12 protein-coding genes are annotated in these 26,774 nt (G+C 69.0%); 1 reads left to right on the top strand and 11 read right to left on the bottom strand.

What is annotated here, in order from left to right; translation table 11 throughout:
• Positions 1–328: 328 nt before the first annotated feature.
• The 8 genes from AC1HFH_RS23780 to AC1HFH_RS23815 form a co-directional block, all read right to left on the bottom strand.
• Complete coding sequence (locus tag AC1HFH_RS23780; protein ID WP_480245007.1) at positions 329–682, bottom strand: hypothetical protein; 354 nt, start codon at positions 680–682, stop codon at positions 329–331.
• 11 nt (positions 683–693) lie between these two features.
• On the bottom strand, positions 694–1,476 hold the full coding sequence (locus AC1HFH_RS23785; RefSeq protein ID WP_480245008.1) for a CdiA C-terminal domain-containing protein: 783 nt from the start codon (positions 1,474–1,476) through the stop codon (positions 694–696).
• Positions 1,477–1,692: 216 nt separating this feature from the next.
• Positions 1,693–2,154, bottom strand: coding sequence for a hypothetical protein (locus tag AC1HFH_RS23790; protein WP_480245009.1), 462 nt, complete (start codon positions 2,152–2,154; stop codon positions 1,693–1,695).
• A complete protein-coding gene (locus tag AC1HFH_RS23795) occupies positions 2,151–3,494 on the bottom strand; it encodes a hypothetical protein (RefSeq protein ID WP_480245010.1) in 1,344 nt (447 codons plus the stop codon). Before AC1HFH_RS23795 ends, AC1HFH_RS23790 begins: the two co-directional genes overlap by 4 nt.
• Before the next feature lie 5 nt (positions 3,495–3,499).
• On the bottom strand, positions 3,500–3,805 hold the full coding sequence (locus AC1HFH_RS23800; RefSeq protein WP_480245011.1) for a WXG100 family type VII secretion target: 306 nt from the start codon (positions 3,803–3,805) through the stop codon (positions 3,500–3,502).
• A 12-nt stretch (positions 3,806–3,817) separates the two neighbouring features.
• Complete coding sequence (locus tag AC1HFH_RS23805; RefSeq protein ID WP_480245012.1) at positions 3,818–4,150, bottom strand: WXG100 family type VII secretion target; 333 nt, start codon at positions 4,148–4,150, stop codon at positions 3,818–3,820.
• A gap of 154 nt (positions 4,151–4,304) precedes the next feature.
• Positions 4,305–5,615, bottom strand: coding sequence for an ATP-binding protein (locus AC1HFH_RS23810; protein WP_480245013.1), 1,311 nt, complete (start codon positions 5,613–5,615; stop codon positions 4,305–4,307).
• A gap of 390 nt (positions 5,616–6,005) precedes the next feature.
• A complete protein-coding gene (locus AC1HFH_RS23815; RefSeq protein ID WP_480245014.1) occupies positions 6,006–6,605 on the bottom strand; it encodes a phosphoribosylanthranilate isomerase in 600 nt (199 codons plus the stop codon).
• A gap of 129 nt (positions 6,606–6,734) precedes the next feature.
• Here AC1HFH_RS23815 and AC1HFH_RS23820 point away from each other — a divergent pair, with 129 nt between their 5' ends.
• On the top strand, positions 6,735–7,214 hold the full coding sequence (locus tag AC1HFH_RS23820) for a hypothetical protein (protein WP_480245015.1): 480 nt from the start codon (positions 6,735–6,737) through the stop codon (positions 7,212–7,214).
• On the opposite strand, the gene AC1HFH_RS23825 is transcribed toward AC1HFH_RS23820, so the two are convergent.
• From AC1HFH_RS23825 to AC1HFH_RS23835, 3 genes are all read right to left on the bottom strand, one after another.
• Positions 7,182–8,444, bottom strand: coding sequence for a TetR/AcrR family transcriptional regulator (locus AC1HFH_RS23825; protein WP_480245016.1), 1,263 nt, complete (start codon positions 8,442–8,444; stop codon positions 7,182–7,184). The two genes, AC1HFH_RS23820 and AC1HFH_RS23825, sit on opposite strands and share 33 nt — an antisense overlap.
• A gap of 193 nt (positions 8,445–8,637) precedes the next feature.
• A complete protein-coding gene (locus AC1HFH_RS23830) occupies positions 8,638–9,660 on the bottom strand; it encodes an alpha/beta hydrolase (RefSeq protein WP_480247957.1) in 1,023 nt (340 codons plus the stop codon).
• A 236-nt stretch (positions 9,661–9,896) separates the two neighbouring features.
• Positions 9,897–26,741: an amino acid adenylation domain-containing protein gene (locus AC1HFH_RS23835; RefSeq protein ID WP_480245017.1), complete on the bottom strand. Its 16,845-nt coding sequence runs from the start codon at positions 26,739–26,741 to the stop codon at positions 9,897–9,899.
• Positions 26,742–26,774 lie beyond the last annotated feature (33 nt).

The following is a 26,774-nucleotide window of genomic DNA, read 5'->3' on the forward strand; positions in this document are numbered from 1 at the left end:
GACCAAGGCACCTGAGTGAGACACGGTCTTACTCTTCAACGCAAAATGTCGGCTCACTGTCACTTGCGAGCTCTATACACCCCCAATCGCCCTCGATACGGTACTCGCCGCCCTCCCGGGTCAGCGAATCAATGTTTCCGAGGCCTACCTCACCGGATGCATCTCGATAGGTCTGCGAGGGGCGCTCGAACGGGTGACGCGATCTGACGCCGGAAAAGTCAACAACCCGCGTCGATAGCAATATCGCCCACCCAGCCCAGGTGGCACGTAGTCGGGATGTCCTGGGATCAGTCCCGCATCAAGATCGAACACCCAAATGAATATCAACCTACCTTACCCGAACTCTTAAATCGAACACCAAAATGCCCTCACACTTGCATAGGTCAGTTACTAGATCGAAGATTTTCTCAGCGAATTCCCTTTCCCTATCCAGACTGGAGTCGAGATCCCTGAAGGTCAAGACAGCCGGAAATCGAGAGAACGGAATCTCGTAATCGTCTTCGTATTCATGAGAAAATGCGAGATCCACGGCAGCGTGCTCGACCTTGAAGACATAGCTCGGTCCGCCGAGCCCGAAACCTTCGGAGTCCACCGATTCCGGAGCCACGCCGAGAATATTACCCAGACATCGCAACAAATCCCGATCATCGCATTTCAGAAACGCTTCGTAGTGCGCACTCACCAGCTACCCTCCTAAGGCCAAGTTATTTCCCACCCATCGCCAACAATTCGAATACTATTCATCCTGTCAGGATTAGCACCCAGGAACCGACCGAGCCCTCGCTGCGCCTCCTCTTGAGTGAGTCCACTTGCCCGCGCGTCCAGGATAGCACTGTCCGACTGCCCCTTCGCACTGTTGAGCGCATTCTTTACGCTGTTATTGGACGCACCCTCACTGAGGGTCTTGAACTCCGTCGGCACGCCGTCCACCTCGGCATCTGGAGTACGTTTACTACCCTCAGGTATTGCTTTTACATCCTTTCCCTCGTCCGCAAGCAGTTCTGCAACCTTACGCTCGTCATCGTTGAACGATTTTTCCGTTTCATCGATCGATCCACGGCGCTTCGATCCGGACCTGTCCTTGACGTCGTCACTCCGATTCTTGACGAGGTTCCGGATGCGCTCCATATTCTTCTTGCTCTGGTCGATCGTTTTGGTGACTTTCACTTTCGAAGCAAGCTTTGTGGCTTCGACCAAGGTTTTGATCTTGCCCGCCCACTTCTTCACCTTAACGGTGATCTTCCCAGCCTTGTAGAGCGCCACGGCCGCTGCTCCGAAACCAACAGTCACCGCCCCCAGGACCCATCCGATCACCATACCCTCGGCCACTTCGACGGCAATTTCCACGGCGAGACTCTCGAGGTACTCGATGAGCTTGGCACGCAGACCATCGATTGTGCTCTTCTGATCCCGACAAGCTGTGGCAAGGTCACTACAGGTGGTGATCAGGTCTTCAGCGGAGACCCCGCTCCCCACGTAGCGACCACCTCAACGTAAGGGATCTGCATCAGATATTGACTCGCACCCGACTTGCCACCTGACAACAACTCAGCGACAACGTCGGCTTCGATTTCGGTAAGCACACGTGGCTCAATGGGCGTGCTGCTCATAGGTCTCCTCGAATCATGCCACCGAGGTCGACCTTGCCTATCAGGCCACGACACTCGGGCGTCGAACGGCCAGCCCGGGTGGCTATCCCCAGTCTATGATCAACTCGTCAGCGATCGTGTTCACTGAAAGTCGAATCCCGTCTATCAGGAAGACCACCCCTGAAATCCTGCCGTCCGGCAACTCATTCTCAATGACCGCCCCGATAGTCTTTCCCACGAGGCTTGCATAAGGTTCCTCAGAGTCGACACAGAATGCCGAGTATTTTCCCGATTTCTCGACGAATTCAATATTCTCACGACTCATGCGCCCCTCGAACGGATCGCACCACCGATCCTGCGAAACCCGAAGCTCTTCACCGTCACTGCCGGAATCTAGGAAAACCACTCGACCGCCTGACAGAGATATCTCAATCGCACCCTCAGATCTGTCAATCTCCCCACGGAAAACATAGAACACTCGCCGGAACGAAGTTATCGAAGCACCCACCAGACTCGCGAGAAAGGATCTCGAATCGAGCATTAGCATTCCTTCCGTTTCTCTCATTGCGGAGTCGCACCTTCGAACCATGAGTTTGTTCCCTTCATTGGAAATGAAGTCACAAACTTGCCTTCTTCGTTAACTATCAATAGATCATCCCCTTGCTTGTAAAACCAGTAGTTTTCCCCGCCTCCTTGCCCAGCGTGGTACGGACCTTTGCGAACCTCATCTGGGTTGTTCCGAATGTCGTCGAAATGTTGACGCAGCCAAGCGCGGCTATTTGGATCAGACGGATCGAGTCCATAGTCCTGGGCGTGCTTGCCGATCTTCTTTCCGAATTGCTTATCGTCGATCTGCAAATCCGGACCCTTTGAACCGAGCGAAGATTTTCCTGAAACATCATCACTCCTATTTCTGACCAGATCGCGGATGCGCTGCATGTTTTCTTTGCTTTTGTCAACCGTTTTGGTGACTTTCACTTTCGAAGCAAGCTTTGTGGTTTCGACCAAAGTTTTGATCTTGCCCGCCCACTTCTTCACCTTAACGGTGATCTTCCCAGCTTTGTAGAGCGCCACGGCCGCTGCTCCGAAACCAACAGTCACCGCCCCCAGGACCCATCCGATCACCATACCCTCGGCCACTTCGACGGCAATTTCCACGGCGAGACTCTCGAGGTACTCGATGAGCTTGGCACGCAGGCCATCGATTGTGCTCTGCTGATCCCGACAAGCTGTGGCAAGGTCACTACAGGTGGTGATCAGGTCTTCAGCGGCCGCCTTCATGTCACGCAGGTCTTCGTCGATCAGTTCGACATCGTCGGCGGTCACCGTGTCGAACAACACCGCGATAGCCTCGAGTTCAGCTGGCAGGGCACCAATCCCCTCGTCTCCAGCCAGCTTCTCCCACGTGTCCGCCGCCGAACCCAGCCTGCCCGGGTCGCCATCAGGGATCGGAACCCCGATATGGTCCAATAGCTCCAGAGTGCCTTCGACACCAGTCTCGATCAACCCGTTCCCCGGGCCACCCGCCGAAGGCGGTATATGGAAAATGTATGGAAATATTCCACCCAGAGTAGGCGGCGGCAACGGGACCGGTTCAGCGGGTGGAGGGAGCCCGCTGGCCGGATCATAATCAGCACAGGCATGGTTGTAACCGACCTGCTGCAGGATCCCTGCATAGTGGTGCATCGCGTCGGCCAGCGATATCGACAGATTCTTGAAATTGCCGACCGTGTCATCATACGAACTCGACCAGTCGGCGCACTCGCCGACCGAGCCGCCCATCTCATCGGTGCCCTCGAGCCCGTTGATTCCCCCGGTCACCGCCGAATAGAAGTTCTGCGCCGCCGTGTTCAATCGGGTAGCGGCAGAAGAATACGTGGCAGGATCGACATCGATCGGAGCCAATGAAACTACCCCCGGCCGAGCATTCGCCGGTTCACGGCGGCAGCCTCGTTGTACCGGTCCCGGGCGGCCTCGGCCGCCGCCCGCATAGCCGCGATCCCATCTGCCACGCCGGCAGCGCCGGACATCCACGAACGAAACGCATCGGCCTGGGCATCGGCCGAAGCACCGTTCCAGTTCTGCTGAGCCTGCTCGTTCCGCACCCGTAGCCCCTCGAGGCTGTCGGACAGGAACCCGGTGAACCCGGAAATCCGGGCCATTATCTGTTCCAACTCATCCAGATCGACGCGGAATCGCTGCGAACCCTCGACCATGTCCCCTCCCTTCTACAGTCCTGGCAGATCCAACGAACTGATCGCATCCGAGCGGGCTTCGTCGATCTCGGCCAGGACGCGGCTCGACACCCCCATCTGTTCGGCGATCGATCTCAGTGCATCCAGCACCGTGACCGCGCCGGCTTTGGCTTCCTCCCACCCGAGCCGGAACGCTTCGGCCGATGTCCCGGACCACGTATCCAGCAGGGATTCGATATCGGTGTCCAGAGCGAGCAGTCCGTCGGACAGGGTGTCCGCGGTGCCCTGCAGAAACTGCCCGGCATCTGCTACCTCGGCCGGTACGACTTCGAATTCCCCCGGGCCACCATCAGTCTGGCCAGTCATCAATCCCCCTACATGCAGAACAGTGGGCAGTGTAGCCACACATCGCCGATGCACGCACGCCGGCACCTCGTGCCCCCAGAAACTCCTGCGCTGGAGCGCCGAAGTCCGGCCCCGCTCACATAGGTTCCCGGTGTATACGCTCGAGTGTGGCTGGCTAGCGCCAGGCACTCAGCAGGTCCTCCGGGTCGAATGCCGCATCGAGATTGCGGGCGGTGAACCCGGCTCGGCTGACCGCGACGAGGGGGACGGGCTCATCGGTGATCCGGGCTCGATGTCGCTGCAGGGCGAGCAGGTCGTGGTTGTCGAACGCGGAATTGTCCAGCCATTTGACGGAGCCGAGGAAGGCGAGTTCCTTGGCGACCGGTTCCCGGTCGGCGCCGACCAGATCGATTTCCACGTCGTTGCTGCGTGTCCAGAAGCCGCCGATCACTGGTGCCGCAGGGATCTCTTGGGCAGGCAGCAGCCGCAACAGGGAATCGCGGACCAGCGGCTCGACCGCACGCCCACGCCAGCTGGTGAATCCGCGACGGATCCGGTCGAGCGTGAGGTCCGGCCGCATCCGGTCCAGTTCGGGTAGGTACGGCCCCAGGAATGTGAGCCAGAAGCGAAGGTAAGGGTCGGTGATGCGGTAGCGCCGCTCCTTCGAGGGCGTCAGGCTCACCGGGAGGTCGGCGGCCACGATGCCCTTGTCGATCAGCACGGTGAGGGATCGGGTGAGGCTGGTGTGCGCGATCCCACCCGCGGCGTGGGCGATATTGGTGAAGGTGCGCTCACCACTGCCGATCGCCGCGAGTACCTGCCGGGCTTGCGACCGGTCGGGATACTCCGCCGACAACGACAACTGGGCCGAAACGATCAACGGGCTGACCGGGTTCGCGAGTTCGCGGCCCAGGAAAGCCCACAGGTCGTCGCCACGGCGCCAACGTGCGCAGATAATCGGCAGCCCACCGGTGATCAGCACCGCGTCCATGGCGGAGGCGGCGTCGAGATCCGCCATCATCGCCACATCTGCCGGATTCAGCGGGCCGAGCCGCATATCGCAACCGCGTTGATGGAATGGCCGCCCGTAGGCGGTGAGCGCCTCCATCATCGACAGGTCGGAGCCGATGAGTATCAGCAGCACGGGCTTGCGGGACAGCTCGCGATCCCAGGCGCGCTGCAGCACGCTCTCGAAGGCGCCTGCCTCGTCCATCAGATAGGGCAGCTCATCCAAGACCACCACGGACGGGTGGTCATCGGGCAGCACACCCGCGAGCTGACGGAAAGCAGCCGTCCAGTTCGCCGGCATCGCCTCGGCGAACACCGCCGCTTCCGGGAGGGTCGATTCGGCGACCGCGTCGACGAATGCGGTCAGGGGACCAGCCCCGTACCCGATCTCGCTGGTGTAGAACACGTTCGGGACATCGGCGTTGCGGACGAATTCCTCGACCAGTGCGGATTTCCCGATTCGCCGCCGACCACGCATGATGAGGCAACGCCCGGGACGGGACGTGCCGATCTCTGTCGCAACTCCGGTAAGCGCCTCTCGTAGGGCGTCGAGCTCACGCCGCCGACCTATGAAGTCCATCGCAAACCTCTGTGGTGGTATCGGACATGATACTTACCTGAATGATACTATCATCATTGGTTGCTGCTTGGAGTCCCCGATCATGTCCTCGAGAACCTGCTATTCGCTCAGTGCCGCAACAAATTCCGGCCGAGTGACCGGAACAAGGGCGACCTCGCGGCCGCTCACCGCCGCGATCTCACCCACCGCCTCGGCGAAGGTGAGCGACCGGTGGCAGAGACGGGCGAACTCAGTGAGCCGAGTCCTACGGTCGCGTCACCGACGGCGGTCACTGCCACGGTGGGAGTATCAGCCGTCCGCGCGTTTGGCCTCGGCGACGAAGCGGGTGATGAGGTCGTGGTCCTTGATACCCGGGGCGGATTCGACTCCGCTGGAGACGTCGACGCCCCAGGGGCGGGCTCGGGCGATGGCCTCGGCGACGTTGTCCGGGGCGAGGCCGCCGGCGAGGAGCCAGTGGCCGCTCGGGCGGCCGGTGAGGGCTTCGAGGTCCCAGCGGGAGCCGGAACCGGCGCGCGGGGAGTCGAGCAGCAGGGCTTCCTCGCCGTGGGCGCCCACGGTCAGGTCCGGTTGCCGGGAGAGCGAGGTGGCTCGCCAGATCCGCGGGAACTCGGCGAGTGCGGTGCAGGTGTCGGCGGGCGAATAGTCGTGTAGTTGCAGGACGTCCACGCCGAGTTCGCGTGCGGTCCGGGCGGCGTCGACGGCGGGTACGTCCTTGACCACCAGCACGCTGGTCACCGCATCGGCGGCGGCCAGTATCTGCCCGGCCTGCGCCGCGGATACGTTGCGCACGCTGGCCGCGCACATCACGATCCCGATGGCGTCCGCGCCGGCCACCTGCGCGGCCCGTACATCCGCCGCGGTCTGCAGGCCACAGATCTTCACGAACACGCTGGGTGGGTCCTTCCTCCGCCGGGGACTGTATCGTCGCACAACCGGCGAACCCGCAGGTCTGCCGGATCTCCCGGGCCCGGCGTGGGGCGGCGGAAGATCGAGCGAAGCCACCTAGTATCGGCGACCATGAACTTGCCGAACACTGCCCGGGCCGCCGCGGTACTGGCCGGTTCGACGATCGCGCTGGTCGTAGCGGCAGGTGCGCCGGCCGGGGCGGCCACCACCGCCACCGACTTCCCGGATGTTCCGACCACCGCCGGTGGCGGACTGTGCGTGACCAGCATCCGCAGCTGGGCCGACACGAACCCGGACTGGCCGGGAAGAGCAGTCCTGAACATCCAGGCGGCACCGGCTGTCGGACTCGGGCCGGGTCCGTACCCGCTGGCACCGATGTGCGAGCTGCGCGCCACCGTCTCCTGGCACAACACCGACACCGGTGCCACCGGCAGTTACGCGACAGATGTCCTGGCCAGTATGCACGGCAGCATCCAGTACTCACTGTTCCAGGACACCGGCCCCGGCCACATCCAGGTCACGGTCGATACGGACCGCCCCTGTATTCCGGCGCGCGGATCATTCGACGTCCCGGGCCGCCTCGGCCGGTGACGTCCCCTCCTCGCGCCCTTCGCGCAACTCGTCGAGTATCCCCATCACCGCGCCGGTCATTACGTTCACCCTGGCGACCTGTTCCGGCCGGGAGTCGTAGCGGAGCAGCCGCCCGAGGTCGATGATCTGCCCCATGGCGGCGTGCACCCGGAAGCGGGCCTCGGCGGGCTCACCGTCGAGGACGTTCGCCCATTCCAGGACGTTCTGCCGCTGGATGGAACGCATCCGCTGCTGATCGGACGCCGGGAGATTGCCGAACTCGGCGTAGAACACCGGCATGATCTCTGGCGTGGTGAAGGTCAGCCGGATGTGCCGGTCGGCGATGCGGCGGGCGGCGTCGGCCCGGTTCTCGGCCTGGGACAGGGCCTCCCCGATCTCGACGGCCATCCGATCTCCGGTGCGGTGGAAGGCGGCGGCGAGCAGATCGGCCTTGCTGTCGAAGTAGCGGTACACGCTGGAGGCGTTGATCCCGACGGCGGCACCGATCTCCTCGATACTGGCCTCGTGGTAGCCCCGGCGCCCGAAGATCCGGACCGCCTCGGTGAGCAGCTGTTCGCGTTTCCCGGTCAGCGACAGCCCTGCGGCGGCCGGTGCGGGGTCACCATCCGGCGCCGGCGGGAGTTCGGCACAGATGACCGACCAGGCCATCTCCAGCTGCAGGCGCAGCATCCGGTGGTGCGCGAGGCTGGTGCGGTGGGCGGTGATGCTGGCGACGGCACTCAGGGCACCGACCGCACGCAGCGTGATGTCGGCGGCACTGTCCTGCGGTCGCAGCTCGGCGAGCGGCCGCGCCACGATGTCCTCGAGCTCCCGGTACACCGCCCGGATCCGGGCCCGGTCGTCCGCGGCCAGGTATCGGCGTTCCCAGCGGTACAGGCCGCCTTCGCGGCGCAGATCGATGGTCTGCTCGGCGATCGCGTGCAACAGCGCATCCAGGCGCTGTTGCGGGGTTCCGTCCGGAATGTCGGCGGCCAGGGCGGCATCCCGGAGCGCACCGGCGCCGGTCTCGGCGGCCGCCACCAGGAGCGCGTACTTGTTCGCGAAATGCCGGTACAGCGCGGGCCCGGAGATCCCCACTTCGGCGGCGATCTCGTCGACTCCCACCGGGTGGTAGCCGCGTTCACTGAAGGCGCGGGCGGCGGCGCGCATGATCTGGAGTTTGCGGTCCTTCGGCCGCCGGCGCACCGGCCGATCGGCTCGGGTTGCGGCGTCACTGCGTTCGACGACCATGCACCCTCCGTTCCGCGACTTGCGCTGCCGCGGTTCGGCAGCGGACTCGACACCACCGGGTCGGCAGCATCGGAACAGTCAACCTAAGTTAACCACAATTCGCAAATGTCACCTCCGGAACGACCGGTGGGCACAACGCCGACCGCCCCGGTCGCGGATGCGCCGGGGCGGTCGGAAGTCGAGCCGGGTGAGCCTACAGGCCCAGCCCGCGGGCCAGCACCGGCCAGGACACCTTCAGCTCGTCCTGCCAGTAGCCCCACGAGTGGGTACCGCTCGGCCGGAAGTTGAAGGTCGCCGGGATGCCCAGGTCGTTCAGCTTGTTCTGCAGGTTGTGGGTGCAGTAGTTGGTGCCCGCCTCGATGACACCACCGATGATCAGCTGGTTGGCCAGGCCGTAGGCGCCGGGCAGCGCATGCTCACCGTTGAGGGTGTCGTACGGACCGGGCAGGCCGTTTCCGGTGGAGACGTAGAGGTCCATGCCACGCAGCTTCTCGGCGTGCACATACGGGTCGTTGGCGACCCATTCCGGACCGCCCTGCTCGCCCCACATGTTCATGGTGTCGCCGCCGCCCCAGGTCTCCACCGTGAGCTTGACGAACTCCGAACCCACCGGGTCGCTGACCTGGGCGCAGCCGCTGTAGGCGGCGGCGGCCTGGTACAGGCCCGGCTTGGCGATCGGCAGCGCCAGCACCGTGGTGCCGGAGGTGGACAGCCCGGCGATGGCGTTCACGCCGTTGGTGCCCAGGGCGCCGTCGACGAGCGGGGGCAGCTCCTCGGTGAAGAAGGTCTTCCACTTGTTCCGGCCGAGCACCGGGTCGTCCTTGATCCAGTCGGTGTAGTAGCTCCACTTGCCGCCGATGGGCTGGATGACGTTGACGTTCTTGTCGGAGAGGAACTCGAGCGCATCGGACTTCGCGACCCAGGAGGCGGCGTCCTCGCCGCCACCGGCACCGTTGAGCAAGTACAGGGTGGGGCGGGGCTCGGAGGCATCAGCCGGCCGCTGGACGTCGATGATGACGTTCTTGTCCATGGCCGCCGAGTAGACGTGCAGGCGCAGGCTCCGCTGGTCCTTGTACTCGGCCTTGACGATCTTCGACCCGTCCTCGGACACCGGGTTGGCCAGCAGGCTCTTGGAATCCATGATCGGATCGGCAGCGGCCGGGGCCACACCGATACCGGACATCAGCCCGGTGGCGACCGCCGTCGCCGCGATCATGGCCGCGGCTCGCATGCCGCGGCGCCGAGTATGCCGACGAATCAATTTTCGCACCTTCGCTCGTCTCGAAATCCGACTGGTGTGGCCCGGACACCGGGCAGGTTACTGCACCGCCTCCGACCATACGGCCTATATTGTCGCGAAAACAGCCGTAACTGTTACTGGCATGTTATCGGTAACGGCCCTCCCGGTCTCGACCAGATCACGCGGCCGCGGTGAGATCACGGAACGACCACTCATACCGGTCCCGTCCCCGGCTCGCTCTCCGACAGCAGTTCGGCCAGCCGCGGGCCGATCTCGGCCAGCGCCTCCGGCGTGGTCATCGCGTCGTGTCCGTTCGGCACCCGGTGATCGCGGATCTCCCCGTCGACGTAGGACGCCCAGTTCCGCGCCGCCTGCTCATGGCCCAGCGCGCTGAAATACTCCAGCGAACCGTGGAACCGGGCGGGCCGATGTTCGGCGATCAATTCGGCCGACCGCACCGCACTTCGATAGATCCGCCGCACCCGTTCCGGGGTGAGGACCGCCATATTCGCCGGAATGGTGGCGTGCAGGGCGCTGAGCGCCTCGTCGTTCAGGTCGCGGACACCGCCGGCCGGCAGGACCGCGTCCGGGGCCACGCCCAGTTCGTCCAGGGCCGCGCGGACGGCACTGTGGAAGTCCGGCACATCGATATCGGGATGCGCATCCAGCATGACCAGCAACGCGACCTCGTGCCCGGCGGACTGCAGTTCGGTGGCGACCGCATGGGCGAGCACCCCACCGAGCGACCAGCCGAGCAGCCGGTACGGCCCGTCCGGCTGAACGGCACGGATCTCCTCGACGTAGCGGCGGGCCATCTCCGTCAGCGATCCCGGCAGATACCCGGCCTCGCTCAGCGCCGGCGACTGCAGGCCGAAGATCGGCCGCTGAGCGGGCAGGTACTGCGCCAGGCCGGCGTAGCACCAGGACAGTCCGTACATCGGGTGGATGCAGAACAGCGGCGCCTGGGCCCGGACCCCGTGCGGCACCCGGTTGCGGATCGGCAGCAGCACGCCGAGCGCATCGTCGGATTCCTGGTCGTAGTCGGCCCGGTCGCCCTCTGCCGGCTCGGCGGCATCGATGCGCGCGGCCAGGGCGTCGACGGTGGCGTCGGTGAAGAACCATTGCACCCGCACCTCGGCGCCCACCCGGGTACGCAGCCGGCTGATCGCCCGGGTGGCGACCAGCGAATTGCCGCCCAGTTCGAAGAAGTCGTCGTCCAGGCCGACCTTGCCGGCGCCGAGCACCTCGGCGAACACATCGGCGACCGCGCGCTGCAGCGGTGTGGCCGGCGGACGGTAGGGCCGCCCGGATGTCGGCGGCGCCGGCAGCGCGGCCCGGTCGAGTTTGCCGCTGGCGTTCAGCGGCAGCGCCGGCAGCACCATCAGCGCGGCGGGCACCATATAGGCCGGCAACACCGTCTTGGCATGCGCGGCGACCGCCGCGTCCAGTTCACCGGCGGCGTCGCCGTGTTCGGCGGCAGGCACCAGATAGCCGATCAGGCGGTCACCGGCCGGGCCTGGGACCAGGGCCACCGCAGCCTGCGCGACCGCCGGATGCGCGCGCAGCACCGCTTCGATCTCGCCCAGCTCCACCCGCTGCCCGCGCAGCTTCACCTGGAAATCGCTGCGGCCCAGGTATTCGAGCACACCACTTGCGGACCGGCGGACGATATCGCCGGTGCGGTACAGCCGGGCACCGCCGGGATGGGCCACGAACCGCTCCGCGGTGAGGGCCGGAGCCGCGAGGTAGCCGCGGGCCAGCTGCACGCCGGACAGGTACAGCTCACCGGGTACCCCCGGCGGCACCGGAAGCAACTGGTGGTCCAGCACATGCACCCCGGTGTTGGCGACCGGGGTGCCGATCGGCACCGTGACCGCGCCGGGTGCCATGGCATCGGCGCCCGCATCGGTGACCACGGTCGCCTCCGCGGGGCCGTACCAGTTGATCAGCGCGGCCTGGGGCAGCACCGCGGCGAACCGGCGCGCCGTCTCGGCCGACAGCGCCTCCCCGGCGGCGAACACCCGGCGCAGCACCGGCAGCTCGGCCCCGTGCTCCAGTGCGTCCAGGAACGCGTCCAGCATCGACGGTACGAAATGCACGGTGGTGACCGACCGGTGCGCCAGTGTCCGGGCCAGATACCCGGGGTCGCGGTGCCCGCCGGGCTCGGCGAGCACCACGGTGGCGCCGGTCTGCAGCGGCCAGAGCAGTTCCCAGGTGGAGATGTCGAAGGTGATCGGCGTCTTGTGCAGCACCACATCGCCCGGGCCGTGCGGATAACGGTCCTGCGCCCACCGGAACTGGTGCACCAGCTGCCGATGGGTCAGCAGCACGCCCTTGGGCCGGCCGGTGGAACCGGACGTGTGGATGATGTACGCCAGGTTGTCCGGATGGACCCGGACCGGCGCCGGCGGTGGCCCGTCCGGCGACCCGAGCTCTGCCACGGTGAGCACCGGAACCGCACTGCCGGTACGGAATCCGGTCGCGCTGCCGGTGACCACCGCGACCGGCGCCGCGGCGGCCAGCACCCGCTCGTTGCGCTCGGCCGGATGCTCCGGATCGATCGGCACATAGACCGCACCGGTCCGCAATACGGCGTAGATCGCGACGACGAGATCGATCTCCCGGTGCATCGCGACCACCACCGACGTCTCCGGTCGGGCGCCGCGGGCGGCGAGTGCCCCGGCGAGCCGGTCGATCCGATCGGACAGCTCGCGGTAGGTCACCGAACCGGCCGCGGACACCACCGCGGTGGCGTTCGGCGTGCGCTGGACCTGGGCGTCGAACAGGTCCAGCAGGGTCTGGTCCCCGAGCAGTTCGGGCACCGCGGCCGCCGCGGCCGCGGCGGTGAGGCCGGAGCGTTCCCCGGGCAACAGGGCATCGACCTGCGCGATGGGCGTGTCCGGGGCCGTGACGAAGCGGGAAACCAGCATCGCGAATCGTTGTGCGATCGCCTGCGCCGCATCCGCGGTGAACACCTCCCGCAGGTATTTGACGGTCACCCGCAGGCGCTCACCGGGCACCACCACCACGGTCAGTGGATAGTGGGTGCCGTTGCTGGCGTCGATACCGGTCACCGCCGGCCCTGCCCCGGTCGCCCGGGCCAGGCCGGCTCGATCCACCGGGAACGATTCGAAGACCAGCAGCGAATCGAACAGCGCATCGGCGCCCGCGATCTCCTGGATCTCCCCCAGCCCCAGGTAGTGGTAGTCGAGCAGCTCCGCCTGTTCGTCCTGCAGCCGGCGGGCCAGCCCACCGAGGGTCTGCTCGGCGGGCAGCGCCACCCGGACCGGGATCGCGTTGAGGAACAGCCCGACCATCCGCTCGACACCGGGCACGGCGGCGGGCCGCCCGGATACCGTGGCGCCGAACACCACATCGCTGCGGTCGACGAGCCGGCCGATCAGCAGCCCCCATGCCGCCTGCAGCACCGTGTTCACGGTGACGCCGAGGTCGGTGGCCAGTTCGATGAGCGCCGCGGTATCCGCTGCCGGCAGCTCGAATTCGGCTGCGCCGGCGCCCGCGGCGATCTCACGACCGGGGTCGATCGGTGCCAGCGGGGTGGGCTCGGCCAGACCGGTGAGGGCGACCCGCCAGGCCTGCCGGGCGGCGTCCGGGTCCTGCTCGGCGAGCCAGGCCAGATAGTCCCGGTAGGGCGTCGGTTTCGGCTGCCGCGGCGGCCGGCCGCCGTGCAGGTAGGCGTCCAGCAGGTCCTGCAGCAGCAGCGGCATGGACCAGCCGTCGATCAGGATGTGGTGGCTGGTGACCAGCAGGTGTGCCCCCTGTGGGGTGCCGCGGACCAGCGTGAACCGCAGCAGCGGGGCCGTGTGCATATCGAAGTGCCGGGCCAGATCGGCGGCCCGGACCTGGCGGTATTCGGCCCACGCCGCGGCCGCATCGCGGCCGGCGAGATCCACCACCCGCCACGGGACTTCCAGCTCACCGTGCACCACCTGCACCGGCCGGCCGGACCGGTCGGTAGCGAAGGCGACCCGCAGATTGTCGTAGCGATCCAGCACGGCCTGCGCGGCGCGGTGCAGCCGTTCGTCGTCGACGCTGCCGTCCAGATCGAGAACGAACTGGGTGATGTACGGGTCGACGGAGTTCTCCGCGAGCAGCGCATGGAACAGCATGCCGGACTGCAGTGGGGTGACCGGCCACAGCTCGGTGAGGTCCGGGTACGCAGCGAGCAGCCGGTGCAGATCGGTGCGGTCGAGCGAGACCAGCGGGAAGTCCGACGGGGTGTGCCCGCCGACTCCGGGGGTCAGGCCGTGTTCGGCGAGTCCGCCGAGCGCCCGGATCCACTGCTCCGCGAAGGCCTTCACCTGCGCGGGCGACACCGCGGCGGGAGCGAAATCGAAGCGGGCGAGCAGCCCGTCGGTGGTGGCCTCCACGATCAGCGCGAGCACCAGATCGCCGGTGGGCGCGCCGGTGTGCGGCCGGGCCGGCCGGACGTCCCGGAACCGCAGGGCCAGGCTGCCCCGGTCCAGTTCCCGGACGCCGCGCAGCGGGGGCGACAGGTCTAGCAGCAGGCCGTAGCCGGCCCCACCGGCGGGCACCGCGCGGCGCGCTTCCTTCAGTTGCACCAGTGCGGCGCCCGCGGCCGGACCGCCGACCAGAGCATCGTCGAGATCGATCCCGTCCAGCCGCAGCGGCAGCGGGAACTCGGCACTGAAACCACCGACCAGATCGGCGGCCGCCCGCGGCCCCAGCGTGCGCTGATCAGCGGTGAGCCGTACCAGCGGACCCGCGGCCCGGGCGACCGGTTCCGCCGCCGGGCTGTGTACCGCCAGGGCCAGTGCGGTGAGCAGCACGTCCTCGATCTCCGCGTGGTAGGCCTCCGCGACCGCGACCACCGCCTCCGTGCCCTCGGCGGTGATGGTCAGCGAAACCCGGTTGCGATGCTGCAGATCGGCGACGGTCTCCCGCGCCGGGGTGTGGATGACGTGCTGCCAGTAGTCCCGTTCGGCGGCGGCCCGCGGGGTGCCCGGATAGTCCGCCAGGGTGCGCACCAGGGCGCCCAGACCGGCATCGGGGATCGCCGGCGCGGCGTGCCGGCCACGGCTCCATGCGGTGCACAGCTGGTCGATCACGGTGCGCCAGGACTGATCGTCGACCACATGTGCGGCGGCGACCACGACGAGCGTGTCGGAGCCGTCCGCACCGTCGGTCCGGACGAAGTGGATGTTGCGGCCGGCGCCGGGGTCCAGTGCGGCCGCGGCCGCCTGCACCACCTCGTCGGTGGACAGGCCGGCCTCCGCGCCCGCGGGATCGAGCCGGCGGTACGGGATCGGATCCCGTTCCGGTTCCGGCGGAATCGACAGTGTCGCGGCTTCGGTGTCGATCCGGGCCCACAGCATCGGATGTTCGGCCATGATCGCCGAGACGGCCGCCGCCACCGCGGAGTCCGCGCAGTCGGCGGGCATGTCGAGCAGAACCGCGCGCGGCTCGGTGGCCGCGCCTGCGCCGTTCCCGGCCGCCAGCAGCCGGGCCGCACCGGCCGTGAGCGGCAGTTCCAGTCCGGCTTCGGCGAGGCCGCCGAAGGCCTCGGCGAGCCCGGGCAACGGCTGCGCCAGCCGGGCCAGCGCGGCCACGGTGCGCGCTTCGAACAGATCGCGGGGCCGCATCTGCACGCCGGCGGTGCGGGCCCGGGCCGCCACCTGGATCGCGGAAATGCTGTCGCCGCCGAGCGTGAAGAAGTCGTCGTCGAGACCAACGTGTTCGATCCCGAGCAGCTCTTCGATGGTGCGAGCCAGGGCCCGTTCGAGGGCGGTGCGCGGTGGCCGGTACTCGGTGCGGCGCTGGGTGACCGGATCCGGCAGGGCCGCCCGGTCCAGTTTGCCGACCGGCGTCGACGGCAACTCGTCGAGCACGACGATCGCGGCCGGAACCATATGCTCGGGCAGTACCCGGGCGGCGAGCTCGGTCAGTTCGGCCGGGTCCGGCCGGGCACCGTCGTCGGGGAGCACGTAGGAGACCAGCATGGTGGCGCCGGTGCCGGTGGTCCGGCCGATGGTGGTCGCGAAGGCCACCCCCGGGGTCGCACCGAGGACCGCGTCGATCTCACCGAGTTCGATCCGGAAACCACGGATCTTGATCTGGAAGTCGTTGCGGCCGGAGTATTCGAGTACGGCACCGGCTTCGCCGGTCCGGCGGCGCACCAGGTCACCGGTGCGGTAGAGCCGCGCACCGGGCGGGCCGTAGGGGTCGGCGACGAACCGGGCCGCGGTGAGCCCGGCCCGCGCATGGTATCCGCGGGCCAGCTGGACCCCACCGAGGTACAGCTCGCCGATCACCCCGTCCGGCACCGGGTGCAGCCGCCGGTCCAGCACCAGGGCGCGCATACCGCGGGTCGGGCCGCCGAGGTGTACTCGCCCGTCCGGGGTCAGCGGATCGCTGATCGCCGCCATGATGGTGGTCTCGGTGGGGCCGTAGCCGTTGTGGAACCGGCGCCGGGCATCGGCCGTCCAGCGGGCGGCCAGCTCACCGGGCACCGCCTCGCCACCGGCGACCACCACCTGCAGCCCGGCCACCGAGGTGGGTTCGAGCGTGGTGAGCACCGTCGGCGTGAGGAAGGCGTGGGTCACGCCCTCTTCATCGATCAGCCGGGCCAGTTCGGCGCCACCGGACACCTCCGGTGGGGTGAGGACCAGGGTGCCGCCGCCGCCCAGGGCGAGCAGCAGTTCCAGCATCGACGCATCGAACGACGGTGACGCGTTGGCCAGCGCCCGGGTGTGCCGGTCCAGCCGGTACCGGTCGACCTGTTCGGCGCAGAAGTTGACCAGTCCGGCGTGTGCGACGACCACGCCCTTGGGCAGTCCGGTGGAGCCGGAGGTGTAGATCATGTAGGCCGCGCCGTCGGGGCGGATCGGCCCGGGCAGCTCGGCCGGGGTCAGCGCCGCCGTGTCCCGGCGGCCGACCTCGGCGGCGAAGTCCCGGTCGTCCAGCACCACCCAGGCCCGGCCGCCGGGCAGTTCCGGCAATCGGCCCGATTCGGCGTCGAGGGTCAGGCCGAGGACCGCACCGGCATCGTCGACCAGATGACCGATCCGCTCGGCCGGGTAGCCCGGGTCCACCGGGACGAGGACGGCGCCGGTCTTGGCGACCGCCCAACCGGATAGCACCGATTCCACCGAACGCCGCAGTGCCACTGCCACCGGGATTTCCGGCCCCGCGCCGCGGGCCAGCAGCGCCCGGGCGAGCTGATTGGATGCCGCGTCGAGTTCGGCATAGCTGAAGCTGCGGCCGCCGGCCCGCAGTGCGATGCCGGAAGGGGCCGCGGCGGCGGCCCGGTCCATCAGCTCGGGCAGGGTGCCCGGCGGTTCGGCGGCGGCGCCGGTCCAGCTGGTGAGCGCGGCGGCTTCGGCCGGCGCCAGCAGGTCCAGGTCACCGACCGGCCGCTCCGGACCGGCGGCGACGGCGGTGAGCAGCCGGGTGAACCGGTCCGCCAGCCCGGTCACCGTGGCCTCGTCGAACAGGTCGCGGGCATAACCGAATTCGGCGACCAGCCCGGCCGTCCCGGGCAGCTCCCGGATCGTCAGCAGCAGGTCGAACTCGATGTGACCGGTACGCGCGTCCACCGCGGTCGCGGTGAGCCCGGGCAGTGCGATATCGGCGGGCTCGAGGTTCTCGAACGACAGCGCGACCTGGAACAGCGGGTGCCGGGCGGTGGACCGGTTCGGGGACAGTTCCTCCACCACGCGTTCGAACGGGATGTCGGCATTGGCGAAGGCGCGTAGATCGGTCTCCCGGACCTCGCCGAGCAGTTCGGTGAACGGCTGCTCCGGACGGATCCGGGTGCGCAGCACCAGGGTGTTGACGAACATGCCGATCAGGTCGTCGAGCTCCCGGTGACCACGTCCGGCCACCGGGGTACCGATGGCGATGTCGTCGGCATCACCGATCCGGGCGAGCAGGGTGGCGAGGGCGGCGTGCACGACCATGAACACGGTCGCGTGCCGATCCCGGGCCAGTTCCGTCAGGCCGGCGTGTACCTCGGCGGGCACCGTGCAGCCGACCGTGCCGCCCGCGAAGGACTGAACCGGTGGCCGGGGACGATCGGCGGGCAGGGCCAGCTCGTCGGGCAGTCCGGCCAGTTCGGTACGCCAGTAGCCGAGCTGGGTGGCGGCCGGGGATTCCGGATCGTCCTCGGCGCCGAGCATTTCGCGCTGCCACACCGCATAGTCGGCGTACTGCACCGGAAGCGGCGCCCAAGCGGGTGCGGCGCCGCCGCTGCGGGCGGTGTAGGCCAGCATCAGATCCCGGGTCAGCGGCCCCATCGACCAGCCGTCCGCGGCGATGTGATGGGTGACGAACACCAGGACGTGCGCTCGGGCATCGGCCGGATCGTCGGCAGCGTCCGGCAGTACCCGGAGCAGCCGCACCCGGACCGGCACCTCGGCGGCGACGTCGAATCCGGTTCCGGCGATCTCTGCGATCCGGTCGAGCAGGCGGGCGGCGGCGACCGATTCGGGGGTGAGATCGACCGGGCAGTCGCCGGGATCGAGGATCTGCTGGACCGGTCCGCTGCCCGAGTCCGGATAACGGGTGCGCAGAATTTCGTGCCGGTCGATCAGATCGGTGACCGCGGCCTCGAGTGCCGCGCGATCCAGCGCCCCGGCGAGCCGCACCGCGGCCGGGACGTGATACGCCGCGGCCTCGGTGTCGAGCTGGTCGATCACCCACATCCGCTGCTGGGCGGGCGAGAGCGGCAGCGGGTCGGGGCGTTCCCCGATGACCAGCGCCGGTCCGGCGGCCGCCGAACTGCTCACCCGGGCGGCCAGTTCGGCGACCGTCGGGGCCTCGAACAGCAGCCGGACACCGACCGCACGATCCAGGTCGGCGCCGATCCGGGCAGCTGCCCGCGTGGCCAGCAGCGAATTGCCGCCCAGGGCGAAGAAGTCGTCGTCGGCGCCAACCTGTGCCGCGCCGAGGATTTCGGCGAAGGTCCGGGCGACGAGTTGTTCGGCCGGGGTTCCGGGCGCGCGGAATCGGACCGGTTCGAAGTCCGGGTCCGGGAGCGCGGCCCGGTCGAGCTTGCCGTGTGCGGTCCGCGGCAACCCGTCCAGCAGCACGAGGCTTTCCGGCACCAGGTAGGCGGGCAGCTGTTCCCGGAGCGCAGCCTGCACCCCGGCGACATCCGGCTCGGCGGCATCGGGTTCCGGCACCAGATAGCCGACCAGGCGGTCGCCGAGGTACTCGTCGTGCCGGGCCACCACCACGGCCTGCGCCACCTCGGGCCGGGCCAGCAGGGCCGCTTCGATCTCGCCCGGTTCGATCCGGAAGCCCCGGATCTTCAGCTGGAAGTCGCTGCGGCCCAGATAGTTCAGCTCGCCGCTCGCGGTGCGACAGACCAGGTCGCCGGTGCGGTACATCCGCTCCCCCGCGGCGAACGGGTCGGCCACGAAGCGCTCCGCGGTAGTCGCCGGGCGGCCGTGATAGCCACGGGCCAGCTGGATCCCGGCCAGGTACAGTTCACCGCGCACCCCCGGCGGCACCGGCCGCAGCCGGTCGTCGAGCACATAGGTGCGGCTGTTCCACTCCGGCACCCCGATCGGCACCACCCGGGTGTCGGCACCGGTCACCCGGTGGCCGGTGATCGAGACCGCGGCTTCGGTGGGGCCGTAAAGGTTGTCCAGCCGCACCTCCGGCAGCGCCCGGCGGAAGCGCTGGGCCAGCGCTGCGGGCAGCGGTTCGCCGATGGCGAGCACCCGGCGCAGGGTGGTCGGTGAGGCGAGTCCGCGGGTCAGGAGCTCGTCGAGCAGCGAGGGCACCGCGGCGAGCGTGCTGATCCCGGTGTCGGCGATCAGTTCGGTCAGATACCCCGGGTCCCGATGTCCCTCCGGTGCGGCGATCACCAGCCGACCGCCACAGATCCGGGCCGCCCAGAACTCCCATACCGAGAGGTCGAAGGTTGCGGGTGTCTTCAGCAGCACCGCGTCGGTGGCGTCGAGCTCGAACTCCGCCTGCAGCCAGCGCAGCTGGTTGACGATCGCCGCGTGTGGGACGGCCACACCCTTCGGCCGGCCGGTGGATCCGGAGGTGAAGACGATATAGGCGGTGTGCTGGGGCCGCAGCGGGGACCGCCGGTCCGCGTCCGTGACCGGTGCGGGACTCAGTTGTTCCAGAGCCGGATCGTCGACCCGCACCGTGGCCGCCGCCGATTCGACCGGCACCGGGTCCGGCCCGGTGATCACACATGCCGGTGCCGAGACCGAGAACAGATGCGCGAGGCGCTCGGCCGGTTGCTCCGGATCGAGCGGCACGTAGGCGCCACCGGCGGCGGTGACCGCATACATGGCCACGACCAGATCGGCGGACCGGGGCAGCAGCAATGCCACCGGGGATTCCGGCCCGACGCCGAGCTCGATCAGCCGCCGGGCCAGCCGGTTGACCCGCGCGCCGAGTTCGAGACGGGTCAGCGTGTGCCGCGTACCGTCCGGCAGATCCGCCACCACCGCAGGCGATTCGGCGGCGCCGCAGTCGAGCAGGTCGGCGAGCGTGCCGGCGGCAGCTCCGGGTTCGTCGGCGCCGCTGACGATCTCGGCTGCCCGTTCGGCCGGGGTGCGCAGCTCGATATCGCCGGCGCGGACCGCGGGGTCGGCGGCGACAGCGGCCAGCACCCGGCCGAAGCGGTCCGCGAAACCGGCCGCGGTGGCGGTGTCGAACAGGTCGGTGGCGTAGGTGAGGAATCCGCTGATCCCGGCCGGTTCACCCGCTTCGGTGCGGTCGTCGGCGATGATCAGATGCAGATCGAACTGCGAGACCGCCGGATCGGCCGGGACCGCGGTGACCCGCAGTCCGGGCAGTTCCAGTTCGGCGCGGTCCAAGTTCTGGAAGGACAGGCCGACCTGGAACAGCGGATGCCGGGCGGTCGACCGCGGCGGGTCCAGCACCTCGACCAGCCGTTCGAACGGGATGTCGGCATGTGCCAGGGCGGCGAGATCGGTCTCGCGCTGCTCGGTGAGCAGTTCGTCGAATCGACGGTCGCCCCGGTACCGGGTACGGAAGACCACCGTGTTGACGAACATGCCGATCAGGTCGTCCAGTTCGCGTTCGCCGCGTCCGGCGACCGGGGTGCCGACGGCGATATCGTCGGCGCCGGCGGTGCGGGCCAGCAGCACCGCGAATGCGGTGTGCAGCACCATGAACAGCGTGGCGTCGTGGGCGCGGGCGAGCTCCGCCAGGGCGGCGTGGGTGGCGGCGTCGATCGAGACCGGCACCCGGGCGCCGGCCGCGGTGGCGACCGCCGGGCGGGGCCGGTCGGTCGGCAGCTCCAGCTGGTCGGGCAGCCCCGCCAGTTCCCGCTGCCAGTAACCGAGCTGTTCGGCGGCCAGGGAGTCCGGATCCGTCTCGTCACCGAGCCGGTCCAGTTGCCACAGTGCGTAATCGGCGTATTGCACGCGCAGCCGCGGCCAGTCCGGCAGCTGCCCGTCGATCCGGGCCAGGTAGGCGCGGGTGAGATCACGGACCAGCGGTCCCATCGACGAGGCATCCGCGGCGATGTGGTGCACCACCACAGCCAGGACGTGTTCGGTGCTGTCGGTGTTCGGGTCGACCCGCAGCAGCCGGACCCGGATCGGCACTTCGGTGGTGACATCGAACGCGGTCGCGGCGAGCTCCGACACCTGCTCGGCGATCTCGGCCTCGGACACCGGATGCACGGTGAGGTCCGGCTCGACCCGGTCGACCGGCTGGATTCGCTGTTCCGGCCCGGTGTCCCCGGTATCGGGGTAGACGGTCCGCAGCACCTCGTGCCGGCCGATGAGGTCACGCAGCGCCGCCGCGAGCGCCTCGACGTCCAGTTCACCGGTGATCCGGAGCGCCAGCGGCAGGTTGTAGGCGGCGACCGCGGCGGCGTCGGTGCTGTCCTGGTCGAATCGGTTCAGGAACCACATGCGCCGTTGCGCCGGCGACAGCGGCAGCCGCACCGGGCGGCGCAGGGTGCCCAGCCCGGTGCCGAGGTCGGCCACCGCGCCCAGGTCCAGCCGTTCGGCGAGGGCGGCAACGGTCGGTGCCTCGAACAGAGTGCGCACGGCGAGCCGGCCGGAGACCGCGGCGCCGAGCCGGGCGACCAGCCGGGTGGCGAGCAATGAATTTCCGCCGAGCACGAAGAAGTCGTCGTCCGCGCCGACGCCGGTGCGGCCCAGTACCTCACCGAACAGCTCGGCGACGAGACGCTCCTGCGGGGTGGCCGGTGCCCGGAAGGCTTGTGCGGTGAACTCCGGTGCGGGCAGCGCCTTGCGGTCCAGCTTGCCGCTGGCGTTGCGCGGCAACTCGGCCAGCACGCTGATGCCGGCGGGGATCATGTAGTCCGGAAGGCCGGTACCGAGCCGGCGGCGCAGCTGTGCGGGGTCGGGCGTCCGCCCCGGGACCGGTACCACGTAGGCGGCCAGCGTCGCGCCCTGCTCGGTGTCGGCGACGACGGCGACCGCCTGCCCCACCGAATCGTCGGCCAGCAGCGCCGTCTCGATCTCGCCCAGCTCGATCCGCTGCCCGCGCAGCTTCACCTGGAAGTCGATCCGGCCCAGGTACTCCAGCCGATGCGGCAGATCGTCGACCGCCGTCCGCCAGACGACCAGATCGCCGGTGCGATACATCCGCTCGCCGTCGGTGTGCGGATCGGCGACGAACCGGTCCGCAGTCAGCCCCGGCCGGGCGGCGTAGCCGCGGGCGAGCTGGACACCGGCCAGATAGAGCTCACCCGGGACACCGGGCGGGACCGGCCGCAACCGATCGTCGAGTACGTACACCCGGCTGTTCCATTCGGGCAGGCCGATCGGCACCGAGCGGCGGCCCGGCTGCGCGGGCCAGTACGTGATCGACACCGCGGCCTCGGTCGGCCCGTAGAGGTTGTGCAGCCGGGCCGGGGTGAGCGCGGCCATCGCATCGACAGTCTCCGGTGGCAGCGCCTCACCGATGACGAACACCTCGCGCAGCAGCGGCAGTCCCCCCGGCGGTGTCTGCGCCGCGAATTCGGCCAGCATCGAGGGGACGAAGTCGGTGACGGTCACCCGTTCGGCAGCCATGACCGCGGCCAGGTATTCCGGGTCCCGATGGCCGTCGGGCGCGGCGAGCAGCAGCTGCGCACCGACCCGCAGCGGCAGGAAGTAGCCCCACAGCGAGACATCGAAGGTGGTGGCGGTCTTCTGCAGATAGACGTCGCCCAGGGCGAGCGGATACCGCGCCAGCATCCAGGTCAGCTGATTGCCGATGGCGGCGTGCGAGACCAGCACGCCCTTCGGCCGGCCGGTCGAACCGGAGGTGAAGATCGCGTAGGCCGGATGTGCGGGGTGCAGCGGGCGGCGCAGCTCGTCCGGCTGCACCGGCGTGACCGGGACATCCGTGATATCGATCCGGTCGAGCAGCAGCACCCGGGTCCCCTCCCCCACCTCGATGGCGTCGGCGGAGGTGGTGAGCACACCGGCCGGGCGTGCGGTGTCGAGAATGTAACCGATGCGCTCGGCTGGATGATCCGGATCCAGCGGCAGATAGGCGGCGCCCGCGGTGAGCACCGCGTACATGGCGATCACCAGGTCCGGCGAACGCCGGATCGCCAGGCCCACCAGGTCTTCCGGGCCGATTCCGGCCTCGATCAGGACTCGGGCCAGGGCATTGACCCGCTCATCGAACTCCCGATAAGTCAGGGTCGCGAAGCGAGGCGTTGGGGGGTGGTGGTCGGGCGACGGGTGGTCCGGCGGCGAGTCCTCGTACCCGATCGCGACGGCGGAGGGATGCGCCCGCACCGCGCGGCGGTACGCGGCGAGCACCGTCTCCTCGGCCAGCGGCTGGGCGGTGTCGTTCCAGTCGACCACCATCCGGGTCCGCTCGTCGGCGCCGAGTAGATCCACCTCGGCTACCGGCCGGTCGGGGGCCGAGGTGACCTGGTCCAGCACCCGCAGCAGCCGATCGGCGAGATCGGCGACGGACGCGGCGTCGAACAGGTCGGTGGCATAGCGGAAGGCGGCGCGCGCACCGGCGGCCGGATCCGGCCCCGGTACGACGGTCAGCTGCAAATCGAAACGGGCAGGCGCGCCGTCGAACTCGACCGCTTCCGCGGCGAGACCCGGCAGCCGCAGCTCCGGCAGACCGAGGTTCTGGAAGAACAGCGCAACCTGGAACACCGGGTGGTGGGCCTGGCTGCGCACCGGGTCGAGGACTTCCACCAGGCGTTCGAACGGCAGATCGGCATTCGCGAAGGCGGCCAGATCGGTGCGCTTGGTCTCGGCGAGCAGTTCGGTGAAGCTCGCCGCCGGGTCGATGCGGGTGCGCAAGGCCAGGGTGTTGACGAACATGCCGATCAGATCGTCGAGTTCCCGGGCGCCACGGCCGGCGACGGGGCTGCCGATCACGATGTCGTCGGTGCGCGCATACCGCGCCAGCAGCAGTGCGAACGCCGCGTGCACCACCATGAATTCGGAGCCGCCGCACCGCTGCGCCAACTCGGCGATCCGCTGCCGCAGCGGGCCGGGGATCTCGAAGTCCAGATCGGCGCCGCGCTGCGTGGCGACCGGGGGCCGCGGCCGGTCGGTGGGCAGGTCCAGCCGGTCCGGCAGACCGGCCAGGGTGGATCGCCAGAATGCCAGCTGGGCGGCGGCAACCGATTCGGGGTCGGCCTCGTCGCCCAACCGGTCACGCTGCCATAGGGCATAGTCGGCGTACTGCACCGGCAGTGGCGCCCAGGTGGGCCGGGAGCAGTTGCGGCGGGCCAGATAGGCACCCAGCAGGTCCCGCATCAACGGGCCCAGCGAGGCGCCGTCGGCGGTGATGTGGTGCAGCACCAGGGCGAGCACGTGCTCTTCCGGGCCGAGCTCGGCCAGCGCCACCCGCAGTGGCACTTCGGTGGCGACATCGAAGCCCATCGAGAAGAATTCGCCGAGCCACAGCGGCAGCTGATCGGGGTCGAGCCGGTCGATCGACACCTCGGGAATCGCCTGCTCCGCGGCCAGCACCACCTGATGCCCGGTCCCGTCGACTGCCGGGTACCAGGTGCGCAGCGATTCGTGCCGGGCAACCAGATCCGCCAGCGCCGCGTACAGGGCCTGCGGGGAGAATCGGCCGGTGAGCCGGATCGCCAGCGGGATGTTCTCGGCGGACGATCCGGGATCGAACTGGTTGAGAAACCACATCCGCTGCTGGGCGGGCGACAGCGGTATCCGCTCGGGACGCGGCCGCGCGGCAGGGGCGCTGTGGCCGCCGGACCCCTTCAGCGGTTCCAGCCGCTCGGCCAGCCGGGCCACCGTCGGGCACTCGAAGACCAGTGCGGCCGGCACCCGGGTGGCCAGCTCGGCGCCGAGCCGGGCGGCGGCCTGGGTGGCGAGCAGCGAGTTGCCGCCGAGTGCGAAGAAATCGTCGTCCGCGCCGACCGGGTCGGCGGTGCCGAGCAGGCCGGCGAAGACCTCGGCGACCAGTTCCTCCGTCGCACCGGACGGCGCGCGGAAGGCGTTCACCTGCAGCTGCGGTTCGGGCAGCGCGGCGCGATCGAGTTTGCCGACGGGGGTCAGCGGGATGGTGTCGAGCACGGTCAGCGCGGTGGGCACCATATGCGCAGGCAGCCCGGACCGGGCGTGTGCCAGCAGTTCGTCACGATCGATGCGGGCGCCCGGGGCGGCATGCACATAGGCGGCGAGCACGGTATTGCCGTCCGCGGCCGGGTCGGCCGATCCGGCGCCGCCGAGATCGTGACCGACGGTGACCGCGAAGTCGACGGTGGGGTGCGCGGCCAGCACGGCATCGATCTCCCCCGGTTCGATGCGGAAACCGCGAACCTTCACCTGGAAGTCGTTGCGGCCGACATAGGCGAGAACGCCACCGGCCGCCTCGGTGGCGGGCAGCCGGCGGACGATATCGCCGGTGCGATACATCCGGCCGCCGGTCGGATCCGCCGGATCGGCGACGAACCGGGTGGCGGTGAGACCGGGCCGGGCGTGATAGCCGCGGGCCAAGGGGGTCCCGGCGATGTAGAGCTCACCGGCCACCCCGTCCGGCACCGGCATCAGCCGATCGTCGAGGACGTATTCGGTGATCCCGCGCAACGGAGCACCGATGGTGACCGGTCCCCCGGGCTGCAGCGGGGCACTGATATTGGTCATCACGGTGGTCTCGGTGGGACCGTAACCGTTGTAGAACTCGCGCATCCCGGCGGGCAGTGGCTGCACCCAGCGACGCACCAGATCCGGCGGGCACGCCTCACCTCCGGCGATCACCACCCGCAACTCGTCCAGCTCGGCCGGATCGATCGAGGCCAGCGCCGCGGGCGTGACGAAGGCATGGGTCACCCGTTCCCGGCGCAGCACATCGGCCAGCTCGGCACCGCCGTACACCTCGGGCGAGACCACCACCATGGTGGCCGGACCGCCGACGGCCAGCAGCAGCTCCAGTACTGCGGCGTCGAACGAGGGTGAGGCGAAATGCAGCGTGCGGGCGGTGCCGTCCAGCTGGTACCGGGCCCGCTGTTCGGCACAGAACCCGGCCAGCCCGGCATGGGTGACCAGCACCCCCTTCGGCGTACCGGTGGAACCGGAGGTGTAGATCACGTACGCCGCATGCCCGCCGCGCAGTGGCCGCACCCGTTCCGCGAACGACACCGGTTCGGCGGAGAACTCCGCCAGCAGGTCCGCCGTCGCCGGGGTGTCGAGCGCGAGGCGCGGGAAGTCACCGGGCAGCCGGTCGGCGACGGCCGCGCCGGTCAACCCGAGTACCGCGCCGGAATCGGTCAGCATGTGGGCGATCCGGGCCGCCGGATAGTTCGGGTCCACGGGCAGGAACGCCGCGCCGGTCTTGGCCACCGCCCAGACGGCGAGCACCGACTCGACGGATCGGGGGAGGCCGACCGCGACCACGTTCTCGGGCCCGATCCCGCGGGCGATCAACAGCCGTGCCAACCGGTTCGCGCGTTCGTCGAGCTCGGCGTAGGTCAGCTGGGCCACGGTTCCGGCAGCATCGGCGAAGACCACCGCGACACCGTCCGGATCGGTCTCCACTGCCACCGACAGCAGCTGCGGCAGCGTCCGCATCCGCTGCCGGGCACGGGCCGTAGCGCCCCGCGATACCCGGGTCACCGCCGCTCCGTCCGATCCTGGGAGCCGATCCGC

It is taken from the genome of Nocardia sp. KT25-26 (assembly GCF_056627695.1).

Coding starts and splice junctions, on each gene's coding strand:
- AC1HFH_RS23800 (WP_480245011.1), bottom strand. CDS start 3,805: ATGGTCGAGGGTTCGCAGCGATTCCGCGTCGATCTGGATGAGTTGGAA.
- AC1HFH_RS23825 (WP_480245016.1), bottom strand. CDS start 8,444: ATGGTCGTCGAACGCAGTGACGCCGCAACCCGAGCCGATCGGCCGGTG.
- AC1HFH_RS23830 (WP_480247957.1), bottom strand. CDS start 9,660: ATGATCGCGGCGACGGCGGTCGCCACCGGGCTGATGTCCGGTATCGGT.
- AC1HFH_RS23805 (WP_480245012.1), bottom strand. CDS start 4,150: ATGACTGGCCAGACTGATGGTGGCCCGGGGGAATTCGAAGTCGTACCG.
- AC1HFH_RS23790 (WP_480245009.1), bottom strand. CDS start 2,154: ATGAGAGAAACGGAAGGAATGCTAATGCTCGATTCGAGATCCTTTCTC.
- AC1HFH_RS23820 (WP_480245015.1), top strand. CDS start 6,735: ATGAACTTGCCGAACACTGCCCGGGCCGCCGCGGTACTGGCCGGTTCG.
- AC1HFH_RS23810 (WP_480245013.1), bottom strand. CDS start 5,615: ATGCGTGGTCGGCGGCGAATCGGGAAATCCGCACTGGTCGAGGAATTC.